This is a genomic window from Legionella maceachernii (genome assembly GCF_900167045.1).
In the GTDB taxonomy this organism is placed as follows: domain Bacteria; phylum Pseudomonadota; class Gammaproteobacteria; order Legionellales; family Legionellaceae; genus Tatlockia; species Tatlockia maceachernii.
The window spans coordinates 75898-92276 of sequence record NZ_FUXJ01000002.1; the positions used below are offsets into that span (position 1 = coordinate 75898).

Consider the following 16379-nt stretch of genomic DNA (forward strand, 5'->3'; position numbering starts at 1 on the left):
TTGTCGTCCCGAACGCAGTGAGGGATCTCCTTGGTGGGGTTACTGCCAATAGTCGTGAGGCCCTTCGCTTTTGCTCAAGATGACATAGTATGCGCAGTATGGCACGGGATAAAAACCGAACCGGTGAGAAAGAAACCGGTTCGGGTGTTTACGGACTTAGAGCGACGGAAACGCAGGATTAAGCAGCCATAGCTTTAACGCGTGCGACTAGGCGGCTCTTAATACGGGCAGCTTTGTTTTTGTGAATCAGGCCATTACCAGCAGCTTTATCGATAATGGGCTGTGCTTTGGCATAGGCGGCACGTGCAGCTTCTTGGTCACCTGTTTCAACGGCTTTAAGCACGTTTTTAATGTAGGTGCGGTACATAGAGCGTGCACTGGCATTGTGTTGGCGCAGTTTTACGTTTTGACGAGCACGTTTGATCGCTGATTTAATGTTTGCCACTTAAAAATCTCCACTCATTCAGATGTCACAAAAAAACTGTGATCATGCCTAATAAGGCTGATCTTGTCAATATACCTACATGATATGGCATAGAGGATTAGCATTCTAAAAAGCCTCACGCAGAGAAATTTTCCAGTAAGAGAATGCATAAAAAACCTATAAAAAAACTCGCGGTGATTAAAGGTGTTTCAGTGATGGCATGTTCATGGGCTTCAGTTAACAATTCTTCCGTGACTAAATAAAGTAAGGCAGAGACGCCAAAAGCAAGCAGTCCATCGGTGAAAAATGAGGGTAATTGTGAGAGCAAGATAGCCCCTAAAAGACTGCCAAGAGGGATAAATAAAGCAAGTCCAAAAATAATGAGTAAGCGTGCTTTGATGCCCACAGCGCGCGTACCCAAGGTTGATGTCAGTGATATACCTAAAAACAAAATTTCTAAGGTTAGGGCAACAGCAATCAAAATACCGCCTCGTTCGCCGGCCAAAAAAGCCACTCCAATCAGAATGCCATCGATGAATAAATCAATACCTACAGCGCCGACCAAGCCCAGAGAGATACCGGTTAAGGCTGCTTCTTCTTCGCTAAGTCTATCGGTTAATTTTTTGAGAAAAAGCATCAAAAGAACCCCCAAAATAAAACCAATAATCAACGCCATTGGCGCATTATCAGCGCCTAACTTAGGTAGCAATTCTTTGGCAACTGCTGCGAAAACTACGCCGGCAGCAAAATGTTGGGTCGCACTGGTTAATTTATTGCTAGGTCGATGAATAGTCGCAGCCATCCCTCCAATAAGCATTGCCATGGTTGGGAGGAGTGAGTAAAGCGCAATATTGAGAAGGGAAGGGGTCATATAAAATCCTTTTCAATTAGGCCGGGTTCATTTAAAGATTAGCATGATTAAAAAACGTTTATAAAAATCGACTCATAAGGTATATCATATCCATTTATTTGGTGAATTATTTTGAATTATGTCTGCGACTGAAACCATGGTACCTAAACGACAAAGTCTATTACGCTCCACTTCCCTTGTATCGGTAATGACTTTGATATCGCGCATGGTGGGATTTGTGCGAGATATGGTGATTGCGCAGTTGTTTGGTGCGCAGGCGGGAATGGATGCGTTCTATGTGGCGTTTCGAATTCCTAATTTCATGCGACGCCTTTTTGCGGAAGGGGCTTTTTCTCAAGCCTTTGTTCCCGTACTTGCTGAATATCAACAAACGCGTCCTTTCGATGATGTGCGACTCTTTATTGCTCGTATCGCCGGTCAATTAGGCGTTGTACTTACTTTCGTCACTGTCATTGGAGTGCTAGCTGCTCCCTTAATTGTCTTTTTATTTGCCCCAGGATTTGGTGAGGGTAGTTTGCGGATGACTTTGGCTACCGAGATGCTGCGCTTAACTTTTCCTTTCTTAATGCTGGTATCCATGACTGCCATGGCGGGAGCAATTTTAAACACATATGGTTATTTTGGTGTCCCCGCATTCACGCCTGTATTACTCAATATCTGTATGATTCTTGCAGCAATTTATTTAAGCCCATATCTGGAATACCCTGTCATTGGATTGGCTTGGGGTGTATTAATTGCAGGAATTGTTCAATTCTTATTCCAAATTCCTTTTCTCTATAATCGCCGCTTATTAGTCAAGCCTAAAATAGCTTGGAATGACCCAGGGGTAAGACGCGTCTTAAAGCTTATGGTTCCCGCTTTATTTGGTGTATCCATTGCCCAGCTTAATTTGATGATTGACTCTATTTTTGCCTCTTTTTTAAAGGTGGGCAGTGTAACCTGGTTGTATTACACGGATCGATTGACGGATTTCCCGTTGGGTGTGTTCGGTGTAGCGATAGCTACCGTTATTCTACCTCATTTATCCCGCCGTCATGCTGAGCAAAGTATTGAGAATTTTTCCCGTGCTTTGGATTGGGGATTGCGTTCGCTGTTGCTTATCGGTATTCCTTCCGGTTTGGGATTAGCTTTGTTTTCCATGCCATTGATAGCGAGCTGTTTTACTTACGGTAAATTTTCTGCCAATGATCTCATCCAGACCCAAAAAAGCCTAATTGCGCTCGCCTCTGGCGTCCCTGCGTTCATGATGGTCAAAGTGCTGGCTTCTGGATTTTATGCGCGCCAGGACATTAGGACACCTGTAAAAATCGGGGCTTGGGCAATGATAGCTAATTCAATTCTTTGTGCGTTATTGATTTGGCCTCTAGCCCATGCAGGTCTTGCTTTAGCTTCTGCTTTAGCCGGCTATATCAACTGCGGATTATTATTATTCTTACAAATACGTCGCGGCATTTATACGCCTTCATCGGGATGGTTGAAGTTTACACTTCAGTTACTTATCGCTAATGCGGCGGTTGCCTTCTATCTGTATGAAATGGTGGGTACCGTTAATCATTGGCTAGAGCTGTCAGCACTGATGCGATTAATCCAATTGATGCTTCATGTGTCTGTTGCAGTCATTATTTATGTAGTCTGTTTGGCCTTGACTGGAGTTCGTTTAGCGCAATTCCGTGGCCACCTGAAGGAGTAAAAATGCTTGCTGATCTGTTTTACGAAATTCATTCTGAAAAAGCGATTCCTCTTTACTTAATTACCGAATCGCAATGGCAAAAAGGGTTGGAAGAGATCCCGTCCAATGAGAAAAATGCACTTTCAGGCCAAGGTTTTACCGGTAAATTGAGCGAATACTGCCTTATTCATAACCATGAAGGTTATCTCAGCAAGGCTTATATTGGTGCTGGCAATGGCAATCAAACTCTAGCGATCGCGAATGCGGCGAGTCAACTACCCCCAGGTAGTTATGTTTCTCAAGAGACTCTATCACGCACTTCCCAAGTGACTTGGGCATTAGCACAATATAGTTTCAATGAATACAATAAACAAAAGCGCGACCCTCGTGTATTAGTAATTGATAAAGAGATCTTGCATGAAATTTTGGTCGAGGTTAAATCACTCTTTTTGGTGCGTGATCTCATTAATAGACCTAGTAACGATTTAGGGCCAGAAGAGTTGGCTATGGCGTTAGCCTATGTCGCTCGACAACATCACGCCCATTTCAAGCAGTGGGTAGGAAACGAATTGCTGGTTTCCAATTTACAGGCGATTCATACGGTAGGCCGGGCTTCTGCAAGATCACCGCGTTTATTAATGTTAAGTTGGGGTGATGAAACTCATCCGCGTCTCACTTTAATAGGTAAAGGCGTTTGTTTTGACAGCGGCGGTCTTGATCTAAAGCCCTCAGCTGCCATGCGATTGATGAAAAAAGACATGGGCGGTGCGGCGCATGCAATCGGTTTGGCACAATGGGTGATGGCAAAACGCCTACCTGTTCATTTGCGTGTTTTTATTCCCGCGGTAGAAAATGCGGTAGGCTCCGATTCTTTTAGACCTGGTGATGTTATAAAGATGTACAATGGCTTGACCGTCGAAGTGGATAATACGGATGCTGAAGGGCGATTAGTGTTAGCTGATGCGATGGCGAAAGCGTGCGAAGAGCACTCGGATTTGCTGATTGATTTTGCTACCTTAACGGGTGCGGCTCGAGTAGCAGTAGGCACTGAGATGGCCGCAATGTTTTGTAATAATGACGAATTAGCTCAAACCATCCTCGAGTCATCCAAAGCGGTCGATGATCCTATATGGCGCTTGCCACTTTTTGCAGGCTATGAAGAGATGTTGAATTCCACGGTCGCTGATTTACTTAATGCGAGCCCTTTACCTTATGCGGGTGCAATCACTGCTGCTTTATTTTTGCAGCGTTTTATACCCAAGTCCTTACCCTGGGTTCATTTCGATATTATGGCTTGGAATATCAGCACTAAACCTGGAAAACCTGAGGGTGGAGAAGCAATGGCGCTGCGAGCATTAATGCATTATCTTGAGAAGACCTACAGCAAGTCTAACTGAGAGGATGCTTGTTGACAGGGACTCTCACAAGCTCTCGATCTTTTGTTGTTGAACCACCGTTTGTTTCTGAATTACTAAACAGGGTTGAACGAACTGAAGTAGGGGATTGTTCTGTTTGAGAGGATTTTGTTTGAGGAAAGGCACTTATTGTAGGAACGCTTTTGACTGGATCTGGCGCTGGAGTCAGTAAACGGGTTAAAAGCTCGCTATAGTGTGTTTGGGTTTCTATTTTTTTTGGAAGTAAGGATTGAATCTCGTTAATATTCTCACTCATTTCTTTTAAAGTGGCTTCTCTTGTTGCGGCTTCCAGATGTTTAGCCGATGCCTCTGCGCGGAAAAACCCCACCACCGCATTAAAAACTTGGCTTATTTTTCCTGGAGCAAAAAGAAGCCTTGACAACAGTGAGTCCATCTCCAACGGTGTAGGCAAATAATGCGATGAAGAAGTCAAGTATTGACCAATCAATATTGGGCTTGCACCAATAGAATAAAGAAGAATCAAAGGAACACGCACTACAGCACCAATTAATTCCCAACTTATTCTTAATAGAGTGGTCGACGCTTTTGCTAATAATCCCATATCAGCTCTTGCTTTATTGATGAGATCTTGGGCTGGCTGTAAAGCGAGGCGAGCGGGTTCAAGAAGTTTAGGGTTGATTAGAGAGCCAATGGCGAAGCCTGCGCTTGCTACCACTGCAACGAGCGCTCGAATTCCAGCAGGGATATAGGAAAGAACTATTTTTATTGAACCAGCTAAACCACCGATTTTTTCATCGCTACCCATGAGCTTATAACGAACTGCTGCAAGGTATTCGGGATTATTTGCATAATGCGTATTCACATAATGCATTAGTTGATATTTTTCAATGGGAGATAGATTCTCGAAATCCAATTGTAAAACATGTTGACGAATCCGTTCACGCTTAAAATTTTCTTGGAATTTACTTACGATAGTGGAATTTGATTTTTCCGAAGCGGGAGCTCCAGTACCTTTGGCAACATAAGTCGCGATGGCTTTCTCAAGTGAATTCACCATGAAGTCGGAGTAATCTGATTTCAGTGCGCCTTTAAAAGCATCCAAGTATTGTTCAGTCTGGATTTCAATCTGTTTTTCTTCTTCTTCAGTTAACTGATCCAGATTGCTGACTCTTTTATAGCCTATTGTTATCGCTGCTTTAATTTCAGGGCGTAATTCATCCATTCGATGATAAGCTATTTGCGATTGTTCGTCTGATTCTTCCTCTATGAGCTCAGGATCAGTATTTTTGTGAGGAAAGCGAATACCACTTTCAACCACAATCGTCGCTAGTTTAGCGGCTGATACACCTAATTCAAAGTAAGGAAAAGAAGCATGCTCCACTTCTGTGGCAATTTCATTACTTAACCAAGGAATATTGGCTTTGAAGGCAATTTCAAAACCTAAGCCCACAGCGGCTGTACCCATAATGCCGGCCAATACAGGGTTTTCCATCAATATTTCTATGCCACGCACAGTGATGCTGTTTTTACCATTGGTTAAATCGGCTAATAAAAATGCTGCTTTTCCTTCAATCATAGCGGTTGAGAAAGTAGGCATGAGTCCGTGTGTTTCGCCAACAAGGGTTTTTGCAATAGGGATATGAAGTTTGGTGTAAAGAAAATGGAAGAAGGATAATTTAGCCAAAAAGGGCATGACCATAGGCGCGGTCGTGCATGCTGCAAGGGTAAAAGCTACTCCTCCTATGGGATGGGCACGATAAATTTCTTTTGAAAAAATTTCCGTCATGCTCCTTGCAAAATCGTTAGTTGCCCAAGAGACAAAATCTTCAGGGTTATCAAGATGTAATGAGTAATCAGTTTTTGCTTCACCCTCATTAAGCACTTCTGGGGTGGATTGATAAGGTTCAATCCCATGTGTCTGAAGTAAATTGCTAATCGCTTGTTGGTGATGATGAGCAATGCGTCGCTCTTCTTCGAGACGTGAGTTCAATAAGCCAATGATCTCATTGTCGCTGATGGGTTTTATGCCGATGGTTAAGTCATAGAAAATGGTTTTTGCGCCATCCCAGAAATGGGTGGTCACTCCTTTGATGGCTTCGCCAAGTGGTTTGAGAGAAAGATTGATCAATTGTCGATTGATGAATTGCATTGTTCGGACAAAGAGGCCACGGTGAGTGACACGAGTAATGGCATTCTCTCCAAAAAGTGCTTTTGTTGAGTCGAGGTCCTCATAAACGCTCTCTTCTGTATTCCATTTTTGAAGGAATAATTGTTCGCTCGGGAAATCAGGAATTCTAAACAGTTTGCGATTCAAGGCTTGCAGAGCGACATTAGTAGCGGTGGCAGCGATAAAGAAACCGGAATAGAGGAGATCAAGACCAAAAGAAATGATGTCAATACCAAAATTAACCAATAAAAATCCTAATTTTTTGGCAGCCGTATAACCGGCAATCTTGTCTTTTTCGCCACGAAAATTGATCAGAGTGACCGTGGCATCCGTTTCCTTATACAGTTTTTTTCCTTCTTCGAGTTGCTGAATTAATGCAATTCGTTTTGCTAAGTCCACATTTGATTTTGGATGGAAACCGTATTGGCCTAAGTCAATTGCAACAAGCCCATTTTTTTCTTTTGCCGAAAAATCAAAGCCATGCTCTGAAGAGACCGCATTATGATAATCACTGAATTGACTCGAATAACCTTCACCGGTAAATTGCGCATTCAATAACGCCTGGGACAAACCACTGGCGTCTTGATATAAGCCAGTAAGGGCATAATTCGCATCAATTGCCCCTTGAGTCATTTCATTGAGTTGCCCTTGAATGAAGTACTTAAGTAAATTATCGTTTACACCATAGCTGCCTAAAATTGCTCTGACTTGTTCCTCTGTGGGATTTTGAATGGCTTCTAGGGATTTTTTATACTGTTTGGCATTATGTTTTATCGAATAAATGCAATTAAGGAGACTAAGGTAAGGTTCTTCTTTTTTACCTGGAATTTCTCCTATGATTTTTTCCAGTTCACCCGTTAAATGGTCAATTTCCGTGACGATTTTTTCTAAATTTTCAACCGGGCTTTTTACTGCTTCGTAATGATTTATGTATCGATTAAGCGGCTGTAATGTTTCAATAACTGCTTGAGTGATATCAGCAACAGCTAATCGCTCTTCATTTTTTCTGACCTTAACCTGCAATTCTGTTGAGCGCTGGAAAACCTTTCTTTTGTATTCAGCAATTTGAGCAATCATTTTGGCCAGCGGATCTTGAATATTTGCGGGTTCAAAGACTCCATTTCTTAAGGCCTGCCTTATTTTTTCCGGTGTTGTCACATAGACAGTCGTTTGATATTGACCCTCTTGATTGATCACTGAGATTTTTGCTTTGGTTTTGGTGTTGGAGTAGATTGTTTTCTTTTCAAGTACACTAGGAGTGCCAACCTGACCAAGCTCACCGAAGGACGGTAAAATGCTATCTTTGGGAAATGCAATTGCCCGCGAAGGATTCAACAAAGTTAGGGTGGAGTTATCGGCACCATGAAGAATGAATTTCTCTTTTAAGAATTCATTGTAGAGTACCATTTCATCATAAGGGCTTTGGGGCATATTAATTTCACTCGCTCTTTACTGCTGAGCAATAACATTTTTAGACTCATTCTAGTGGCGTCGACGCAAATGCCTGATTCTTATATTGTAGAAACTGAAGATTAACTGAACATTAATTCATCAAATTTAATTTTGAATGGATAAAAAAATGGATTGGATTTGACTCAATGTGATCGCTTGGAATAGCTTGTTGGGTAAGACCCCACCAACGAATAATTCAAGTGTGGAGGGAGCGCTAACTCATTGAAAATTATACTACTTCATGAGTTTTTAATTCACACTGCTTGGCACGATATTCCCGGTAATGAGAGCGACTTAATTCTTTAGCGGCTTCGTTATTGGGGACGATTTCTATCACTCGGCGAAAACGAGTATAAAAAAGGGGAATCTCTGTTGCTAAGTTGAAAAGAATATCATCAAATCCACGTGGTTCGCTGTGATAACCTATCTGAATGGGAGGAGGGGGTTCTGGACCTTCGCCTTGTAAGTTATGAGGAATAAAGCTGTTGTCCTTAAAAGTCCATAATAACTCATCTAAAGTCTCAGCTTCTTGCCGGTTACTGCAATAAACAAAAACACGATGACCGCGCATATAAGCTTTTTCCAGCAAGCGGCAGGCTAGCAGCAAACGCGCCTGCTCATCTTGTTTGGCTAATAAATAAAAATCAACGCGAATGGTTTGCATAGCGTAATAACTGAATAAGTAATGGAACCGGACGGCCAGTTGCAACACGTTTTTTACCAGTAATCCAGGCAGTTCCTGCAATATCCAAGTGCGCCCAGCGGTATTTTTTAGTAAAGCGAGAAAGAAAACAAGCGGCAGTGATTGCGCCTGCATTGCGATCAAAAGACGCGTTAATCATATCAGCAAAAGGGCTCTCAAGCGCTTCTTGGTAGGCCTCATCCATGGGCATACGCCAAATTTTATCCTCCGCTTCCTTTCCTGCCCGAAGGATAAGTTCCGCTAATTCGTCGTCTTCGGTCATAAACCCAGTGGTGACTGAGCCAAGCGCAATCACCATCGCTCCTGTGAGAGTCGCGATGTCCATCACCAATCGCGGTTTAAATTGTTCTGCGTAAGTCAGTGCATCGGCAAGCGCTAAGCGGCCTTCTGCATCGGTATTCAATATTTCAATAGTTTGCCCAGACATACTGGTGACGATATCACCTGGTTTCACCGCTGATCCACTAGGCATGTTTTCGGCACTGGCCACTAAACCGATCAAATTAACCGGAAGCTTCATCATGGCGCATGCTTTTAATGCGCCGAATACACTCGCGGCACCTGACATGTCATACTTCATTTCGTCCATCATGTTCGCCGGCTTTAACGATAATCCACCGGAGTCAAAAGTGATTCCCTTTCCAACTAAAACAATCGGAGGGGTATCACCACCGCCACAGTAATTCATTTCGATTAAACGCGGTTCTTGCTGACTGCCTTGGGCTACAGCGAGCAATGCCCCCATCCCCATGCTTTGCATGTCCTCAGGCCCCATAATTTTAGCGGACAGGTTTTCATGTAACTGCGCTAAGGCAGCAGCCTGCTCTCCTAAATAGGTTGGCGTGCAGACATTCGCAGGTAAGTCAGCCAAAGTGCGGGTTAATTTAACGCCCTCAGCGATCGCTTGGGCTGCGTGAAGAGTACTACTGGAAGCACCTGCGAGATAAATTTGTACTGATTCCAATTTTGGCAGTTTGGTGTTTTTCGTTTTAAAGCTTGACTGTTGATAGAGTTGCGCATCAATTTGTAAAACCATTTGCTGCAATTGCCAATCAGCATCGTAGTCACAAAGGTTGGGTAAGCAAAACGTCACTGAGGTTATCCGTTGCTTGAGGAGTGCTGAAATGATTTCATTGAGGCCTTTTCGGAAAGTTTTGCTGTTAAACTCGGTTTTATTACCGCAGTGAATCAGCATCAAACTATGTCCCTCGAGGTCCCCTTGCCAAATAGAGTCACCTACTTCGTTGAGTTTGGCAAACAAGCGAGTAACAAGTTTATTGTGTTGCTTATCCAGTTTTTGTGCTAAATCAGGGAGTTCATTGTCAGCAAAAAGCCCAAGTACTAGGCATTCATTGGCTTTTAATGTGGGATTATCAAGAAGACGATAGTGCATTTTGCTTCCTCTAACCAAAAGCAGATAGTTTACCCGGGGTTTATGAGCAATTCTACTAAGAAATCTTGAGAATCTTAGGCAAAATTCATTTCAAAAGGTATAATGTTGCTCAAAAGCATGCTTTTTATCAGGTAGAGAGAGCTAGGTCGTGTTGATTTTTCGTTATTTAGCCAAAGAAGTTTTTGTGACTTTAGCGTCTTTAACAAGCATATTGATGTTGATTTTCATGTCAAATCAGTTTGTGCGCTATTTAAATCGCGCGGCGAGTGGGCAAATACCTGGCATGATCATCATGAAATTGATGATGCTGGAGATGCCTAATCTCATGGGACTTCTCCTTCCTCTCGGATTTTATGTGGCAATATTAGTTGCCTACGGGCGGCTCTATGCAGAAAGTGAAATGCCCGTGTTGCATGCTTGTGGCTATGGACCCAATCAATTACTTAAGCATACACTTATCATGGCTTCTGTGGTCTTTGTGTTAGTGACTATTCTCATGACGTGGGCAAGCCCAATCATCAACACGCAACGTACCATGCTGTTGCGAACTTCAGGAATCCAAACCCTAGTACAACTTATCGTTCCGGGTCGATTTCGAGCCGAATCAGGGGGGAAAAAGATTTTTTATGTTGAATCCATGAGTCGCGATCACACTAAAGCACAGAATGTTTTCCTTGCTCGCCATGTCATGAAAAACAATACCCCCCAATGGGATATCGTGTGGGCAGAGCGGGCCTTTGCTGAAACTGATCCTAAAACCTTTGAAGATTATATTGTGTTTCAGCGAGGCCATGCTTATGAAGGATCGCCGGGTTTAAACAATTATCAAGCGGCGGAGTTCGAGCAATTTAAAGCGCGGTTGCCTCATCCCAAGGTAGATGATTTAAATAAAGATCTACGTACAGCCCCACTGACTAGTTTATTGCCTCTGAGTAATCCTGATAACAATAAGGCTGCAGAGCTACAATGGCGTTTATCAGTACCTATCATGGTGTTTGTGCTCACTTTACTTGCTGTCCCATTAAGCCGGGTGAATCCACGGGCCGGTAAATACGCAAGACTGTTGCCTGCCTTGGTCCTTTATATTATCTATGCTAATTTCATCTTTGTCGCACGCGACTGGTTGGCGGGTGGAAAAGTGCCGTGGTGGGTAGGCATTTGGTGGTTGCATTTGACTATGGCAGTGATTGGGCTAGTGTTGATTTGGCGTAATCGGGTGAAACTATCGTGAAAATACTCGATCGCTATATCGCCAAAACCGTTCTTGCTACCATTTCTTTAGTGACCTTGATGCTTGCAGGATTACAAGTTTTTATCCTGTTTGTTAATCAGCTCGATGATTTAGGTAAAGCAGATTATGGCATTGTGCAGGCGACTGTTTATGTGCTTTTGCAAATGCCCTATCAGGTCTACTTGTTTTTCCCCATGGCGAGTCTATTAGGTTGTTTGATTGGTTTAGGGATCATGGCCAATCACCGAGAATTAATCGTCATGCGCGCTGCGGGCATGTCCATCGGCCAAATCACACTGGCTGTGCTGAAAGTCGCGATAGTAATTATCTTGTTTGTAACGCTCATTGGTGAAACCGCAGTTCCTCGATTAGCTCATTTAGCAAATGATCAAAAAATGCAGGCTTTAAGTGGAGGGCAAACACTGCGAACGGCCTCCGGAGTTTGGTTACGCAATAAAAATGATTTTATTTTTATTGGCGCTATTCTGCCTAAAAATAACCTAGTATTGGTTTATCAGTACCGTTTTGATGAGGACCATCGTTTACGTCTAGCCCGCATGATTAATAAAATTAATTTAGTCAACAATCGCTGGGTTGCTTATTCCATCCATGAAACGGATATTCATAATACAAGTACAGCTTCTCGCTTCATCCCGACGATGCTTTGGGATGTGAATGTTAAGCCAAAGATCCTGAGTGTCAGTAGTAATGAACCTGACGAAATGACATTGCACGAATTGAAGCAGTTTTTACGCGATCAAAAAATAAGCCATCAAAACGCCCTAAATTATCGATTAGCCTACTGGCAACGGATCATTCAACCACTGACGACAGTGGTGATGATGATCCTTGCTATTCCTTTTATTTTTGGTCCTTTGCGATCATCCACGATGGGATCCAAATTATTGGTTGGTGCGACGATAGGATTTGGGTTTCATATCATGAATCGATTTTTTGGTCCCATAAGCCAGGTACTACAATTATCCCCTGAACTTGCAGCCATCGGCCCTACCTGTCTCTTTGCTTTGTTGGGATTTTATTTGATGCGGAGGATGCGATAGTGGCTATTTTCCGTCATTTGTTTGAAGTAGTAGTAAATCCTTTCTTTTTAGTCCTGCTGCTTTTTGCTGTTCTCTTAATCTTACTTTGGTTTATGGGGGACAGCCGCATGATCCGTGGGGGACTAGTGCTTGTCTTTGTTTTGTTAATCTTTTTTAGTACAGGGTGGTTCGTCCAGACTTTAACACGCCAACTGGAAGACGAATATAGTCCCGTGGAAAAAATCAATCCCGCTATTCATTGGATTGTGGTGTTGAGTGGTGGTCAGGGAAATAAGGCACACATGCCAGCAAACTCTCTTTTAGCGAGTGAAAGCATTAAGCGTTTACTTGAGGGATTGCGCCTCTATCGCCAATTGCCTGCTGCTAAATTGTTATTATCTGGGGGTGGTTATCATTTTGAAGTCCCGGAATCCCATCATTTGTTGGAGATCGCTTCATGGTTTGCGATTCCGCAAAGCGATATGGTATTGGAAACGACGTCCATCAATACAGTGGATCAAATTAAAGCCATTAAGCACATCGTTAATGAAGAACCTTTCTATTTAGTCACTTCAGCCATTCATATGCCACGTTCAATGCGACTTTGCCAGGCGCAAGGATTACATCCTATTGCAGCCCCCACCGATTTTACCCTTTATTGGAACGATGAACGCTGGGCTAAGCGTTATTTACCTAATCCACACAATTTATTCTATTTAAGCGTCGCAATGCATGAGATTTTAGGCAGGGCTTGGTCAAAACTACGTGGCGAGTTATAGGTGTTGTAATGGATTTCCCTTTCTTATTTCTATTCAAATAAGAGCTCAATTTATAAATTAATGCGAAGCGAATTAAGCTTATCATCAATGAATGACGTTATTTCTTGCACTAGATCTTCTGCCTCTAATTTTTCAATCAACTTCAAAGCTCTAATACCATCCGAACTTATCCAAGCAAATATTGTTTTAATATCGTCAACTTCTAGCCGGCTAAAATCATTAAAATCAATACTGACATCTATTAAATGCAAAGTAAGCATTTCTGTTGCTAATAGCTCTTGTTTTTCAGCGTTGAAGCTTAAAAAGGTATCAATACAAACACCGCGTTGGATTAAAGTACTTAGGCCATCTAAAAAATTATTTACTGGATTATAAAAATAGTCATCTAGCTCAGGCTCATAACGCCATTTTCGAACAAGTTGACAAAATGAAAGTCGTGAACTGGTTGGTAAGCGAACTAAGGCCATAATTGGGATTTCTTGAAGTTCATCAGCAGTAAGTAACCTTTTAATTTCATTGATAGTTTGAGAATAATTTGTCTCCTCTTTAAAAAATTCAGGTTGCGAGGAGTATTCTCTTTCTGTAGTTGTCTTTTTTTTCTCAACCGCGCTATCAATTAATTCTTTAATAAAACGGGTTACATCTTCTTTAGTAACTGAAGGTGTATTTAAATCATTTTTAGCAGTTAAGCCTAATAATCCTTTTTGCTCAAATGCTGCTTTACCCTCAGCATCTTTATAAACTATCTGCTCCGGATCACTGGGGGGGCCAAAATAAGGGTAGTTTATCATTCTATTTTGTGGACAAGGGTGTGATAAAATTCTATGAATAAATTGAACATCTTCCCAAATATTTTTTTCTTTAAAAAACGTTTCATCTTCTGCAGAGATATTCTCTTGAAATACGGCATTTAATGCTCTTATTGCGTCATCTAAGTTTATCATCAGAATGTCATCAAGATATGTCTTTAATAACCCTTCAATAAGATTTTTCTGAGTTCCATTAAGTGCCATTAAGTGACCTAAAAAGGGTAATGTTTATATTAAAATATAAAACACAATTATTCTATTGTCTAATACAGGTGATGCGATTGCTTTGCGATAGAGTTTATTATTAACATTTGGCCAAATTATTGAGAAATTAACTGCATACTAGTTCGGAAATTTTTCACCAACTCATCCGTGGATTGCTTTTGGGTCATTCTGGTCTACTGCGAAGAAAATGTCGGTGATATAGTCTAGTGATTTTTGTAAGATTAGATCTTTTACTCAGGTCAAAAGTATTTTAACATCAAATTTCTCTTCAACTAATGGGGTCCTAAAGGATATATTTGAACAATAAATCAAAGGCAACAATCATAGCATATAGTGATATTTTGGGCTTAATTTATGACTCGAAAAGAGATTGCGGTTGATCTGGTACATCAAATACCAACGGATTTTCAAAATTCATTATCCTCTGACACAAAGGCACTGGTTGTATGGGAAGATATTACTCCGCTGGCACGAAATGAATGGATATGTTGGGTTGAGTCTGCCAAAAAACCGGAAACTAGGGCGCGTCGGATTAAAAGAGCATGCAAGGACCTTAAAGACGGTAAGCGCAGGCCTTGTTGTTGGCCTGGCTGTCCCCATCGTTAGCTTATTATTACAGCGCGTTTGAGAAGAGGCATCGTGACAGCAGTATAAGGCTGTTTTCGGAGAAAAAGTACTTAATGGAAATATTTTATTGTCCGATTATTAATTCACTTTCTCTTAGGGCTTAGAGTCCCATGAGAACGATACACCTTGCTAAATTTAATCTGCAAAACTGGATTTAGGCGCAGTGATGACAATTATACTATCCAATTGGTAACTTCATTCTCCCCGAAAACAACACGACGAATACACTAATGTCAAAAAATTGCGGAAATTCGCAAAGTTCCCGATTAGGATTCGTCAACGCAATAGTTAAAGAAATTGACGCGATAGGGGAAGATCAGTGCTTCTAGACCTAGTTTCACTCTCTCTTTTAGGTAATTTTTCTTTATGAAACAGCCCGCCCCGCCTATTGTTACTTCCTGGTTCAACCGGTGCTGGTGGTTCAAGGGGTGTAGTAGTCCGCTGCGACTCTTTTGAGCGAAAAAGAGAGAAGGATGAGCGAAATATACTTTTTAAACCTTTCTTTTCTCGCTTTGATTTTTCTTTTCCTGCTGAAAGATGCTCTTCTTGTTCTGCATCTGCTGCGCCAGGCTGCCAATGCTTAATAAAATTTAGATTAATTGAAAGATCAAACTGGGCATTTCTTGCGTCTTCGTAGCTTCTAATGGGTGTACCTGTACTTGGGTTACAAGGATCCATTTCTTGATAAGCTCTTGAAGCAATACAATCCTTAGCCATCGCGACGATACTTTGCCGCCAATTGTGATCAGTTTCTCCTGTCCCTGTAATGATCTCATACTCAATTAAATTTTCGCCCTCGGTTATTGGAGGGTAAAGCACTAAAATTAAGTTAAGTCTTCGGCATAATAGATGCCGATTTTGAGTAAGGTGCTGATGTAATGCATCTAAAATATCTTTCTGATCGTCATAAAAATAAAAATCGATTTCATAGTGATCATCTGGATATTCCGCAGATAATTTTTTAGTTTGGGCTAGAAGAATCGAAAGTTTGCTTTCATCATATAATACAGGAAAAAACTGGACATTCTTATCGTGATCAAGGACGTAGTTTTGCTGCTCATCTAAACATTGGATTGCCTGGTCGAATGTTTCGCCTTCCTTAAGCCCGTTATAAATATCAGGCATTAACAGTTTTTCAAAACGTGCTTCTAAATAGTGGCTTATTTGCTCCATGACTGGATAACAAGATCCGTTTTCATTGGATTTGGCATTTGCCTTATCATCTCGCACCGATTGACGTTTGGAATTAATAAAAACATGAGTAGCAGTATATTTTTTGTTTTTTGACTTTAACGAATCAAGAAATGGTTTATGCGTATCAATTCCTCGCAAGCCCTTCGGAGGGCTTATGCTACCATCATAATCAAATGAATCCCCACTAATTTTTGCACGCATTGAAGTCATCCTTTCAAAAAAACGGGCAATATATACAAGTCGTTGTTGGGAATCAATGCTTATTTTTGCCAAAACATGGTTATTAGAATAAACCTGCTTTTTTAAAGAGTGCTTTCTCATGGTGAAGTGTAAACGCTCTGTGGAACAAAGAGGCCAACTCCTAAGACTTTATGCCCTGTGGCTTATCCTTGTTTCTTAATCATATCTTTAAAATCTTG

13 protein-coding genes are annotated in these 16379 nt (G+C 41.6%); 6 read left to right on the forward strand and 7 right to left on the reverse strand.

What is annotated here, in order from left to right:
• Window positions 1-178: 178 nt before the first annotated feature.
• Window positions 179-445 carry a 30S ribosomal protein S20 gene (gene rpsT / locus B5D33_RS00355; RefSeq protein WP_058452339.1) on the reverse strand — a complete coding sequence of 89 codons (267 nt, stop codon included), beginning with the start codon at window positions 443-445 and terminating at the stop codon, window positions 179-181.
• Window positions 446-560: 115 nt separating this feature from the next.
• The gene (locus B5D33_RS00360) at window positions 561-1295 is read right to left on the reverse strand and encodes a ZIP family metal transporter (RefSeq protein WP_058452340.1); all 735 of its coding nucleotides are present in this window, start codon (window positions 1293-1295) and stop codon (window positions 561-563) included.
• Between the two features lie 118 nt (window positions 1296-1413).
• Between B5D33_RS00360 and murJ the strand changes: the two genes are divergently transcribed.
• On the forward strand, window positions 1414-2985 hold the full coding sequence (gene murJ, locus B5D33_RS00365; protein ID WP_058452341.1) for a murein biosynthesis integral membrane protein MurJ: 1572 nt from the start codon (window positions 1414-1416) through the stop codon (window positions 2983-2985).
• Window positions 2986-2987: 2 nt separating this feature from the next.
• Window positions 2988-4361, forward strand: a complete 1374-nt coding sequence (locus B5D33_RS00370; protein ID WP_058452342.1) for a leucyl aminopeptidase family protein — start codon at window positions 2988-2990, stop codon at window positions 4359-4361.
• Here B5D33_RS00370 and B5D33_RS00375 read toward each other — a convergent pair.
• From B5D33_RS00375 to B5D33_RS00385, 3 genes are all read right to left on the reverse strand, one after another.
• On the reverse strand, window positions 4354-7938 hold the full coding sequence (locus B5D33_RS00375) for a hypothetical protein (RefSeq protein WP_058452343.1): 3585 nt from the start codon (window positions 7936-7938) through the stop codon (window positions 4354-4356). The genes B5D33_RS00370 and B5D33_RS00375 overlap by 8 nt on opposite strands.
• A gap of 250 nt (window positions 7939-8188) precedes the next feature.
• Entirely contained in the window at window positions 8189-8623 is a 435-nt protein-coding gene (locus B5D33_RS00380; protein ID WP_058452344.1) for a DNA polymerase III subunit chi, read from the reverse strand.
• Window positions 8604-10055: a leucyl aminopeptidase gene (locus B5D33_RS00385; RefSeq protein WP_058452345.1), complete on the reverse strand. Its 1452-nt coding sequence runs from the start codon at window positions 10053-10055 to the stop codon at window positions 8604-8606. Before B5D33_RS00385 ends, B5D33_RS00380 begins: the two co-directional genes overlap by 20 nt.
• A gap of 148 nt (window positions 10056-10203) precedes the next feature.
• Between B5D33_RS00385 and lptF the strand changes: the two genes are divergently transcribed.
• Genes lptF through B5D33_RS00400 form a run of 3 tightly spaced genes read left to right on the forward strand, consistent with a single transcriptional unit; the run spans window position 10204 to window position 13105 of the window.
• On the forward strand, window positions 10204-11286 hold the full coding sequence (gene lptF / locus B5D33_RS00390; protein ID WP_058452346.1) for an LPS export ABC transporter permease LptF: 1083 nt from the start codon (window positions 10204-10206) through the stop codon (window positions 11284-11286).
• A complete protein-coding gene (gene lptG / locus B5D33_RS00395) occupies window positions 11283-12347 on the forward strand; it encodes an LPS export ABC transporter permease LptG (protein ID WP_058452347.1) in 1065 nt (354 codons plus the stop codon). Before lptF ends, lptG begins: the two co-directional genes overlap by 4 nt.
• Window positions 12347-13105 carry a YdcF family protein gene (locus B5D33_RS00400; protein ID WP_058452348.1) on the forward strand — a complete coding sequence of 253 codons (759 nt, stop codon included), beginning with the start codon at window positions 12347-12349 and terminating at the stop codon, window positions 13103-13105. The genes lptG and B5D33_RS00400 overlap by 1 nt, the downstream gene beginning before the upstream one ends.
• A gap of 50 nt (window positions 13106-13155) precedes the next feature.
• On the opposite strand, the gene B5D33_RS00405 is transcribed toward B5D33_RS00400, so the two are convergent.
• On the reverse strand, window positions 13156-14118 hold the full coding sequence (locus tag B5D33_RS00405) for a hypothetical protein (protein ID WP_058452349.1): 963 nt from the start codon (window positions 14116-14118) through the stop codon (window positions 13156-13158).
• 375 nt (window positions 14119-14493) lie between these two features.
• Between B5D33_RS00405 and B5D33_RS00410 the strand changes: the two genes are divergently transcribed.
• Window positions 14494-14745, forward strand: coding sequence for a YdeI/OmpD-associated family protein (locus B5D33_RS00410; RefSeq protein WP_058452350.1), 252 nt, complete (start codon window positions 14494-14496; stop codon window positions 14743-14745).
• Between the two features lie 309 nt (window positions 14746-15054).
• Here the strand turns inward: B5D33_RS00410 and B5D33_RS00415 are convergent, their stop codons facing one another.
• The gene (locus B5D33_RS00415) at window positions 15055-16161 is read right to left on the reverse strand and encodes a hypothetical protein (RefSeq protein ID WP_133140959.1); all 1107 of its coding nucleotides are present in this window, start codon (window positions 16159-16161) and stop codon (window positions 15055-15057) included.
• Window positions 16162-16379 lie beyond the last annotated feature (218 nt).

Bases quoted from the DNA above. Each gene is read 5' to 3' on its own strand.
- B5D33_RS00375 (WP_058452343.1), bottom strand. From the start codon at position 7,938: ATGCCCCAAAGCCCTTATGATGAAATGGTACTCTACAATGAATTCTTA.
- B5D33_RS00380 (WP_058452344.1), bottom strand. From the start codon at position 8,623: ATGCAAACCATTCGCGTTGATTTTTATTTATTAGCCAAACAAGATGAG.
- B5D33_RS00370 (WP_058452342.1), top strand. From the start codon at position 2,988: ATGCTTGCTGATCTGTTTTACGAAATTCATTCTGAAAAAGCGATTCCT.
- B5D33_RS00415 (WP_133140959.1), bottom strand. From the start codon at position 16,161: ATGCGTGCAAAAATTAGTGGGGATTCATTTGATTATGATGGTAGCATA.
- B5D33_RS00360 (WP_058452340.1), bottom strand. From the start codon at position 1,295: ATGACCCCTTCCCTTCTCAATATTGCGCTTTACTCACTCCTCCCAACC.
- B5D33_RS00385 (WP_058452345.1), bottom strand. From the start codon at position 10,055: ATGCACTATCGTCTTCTTGATAATCCCACATTAAAAGCCAATGAATGC.
- B5D33_RS00405 (WP_058452349.1), bottom strand. From the start codon at position 14,118: ATGGCACTTAATGGAACTCAGAAAAATCTTATTGAAGGGTTATTAAAG.
- B5D33_RS00410 (WP_058452350.1), top strand. From the start codon at position 14,494: ATGACTCGAAAAGAGATTGCGGTTGATCTGGTACATCAAATACCAACG.
- murJ (WP_058452341.1), top strand. From the start codon at position 1,414: ATGTCTGCGACTGAAACCATGGTACCTAAACGACAAAGTCTATTACGC.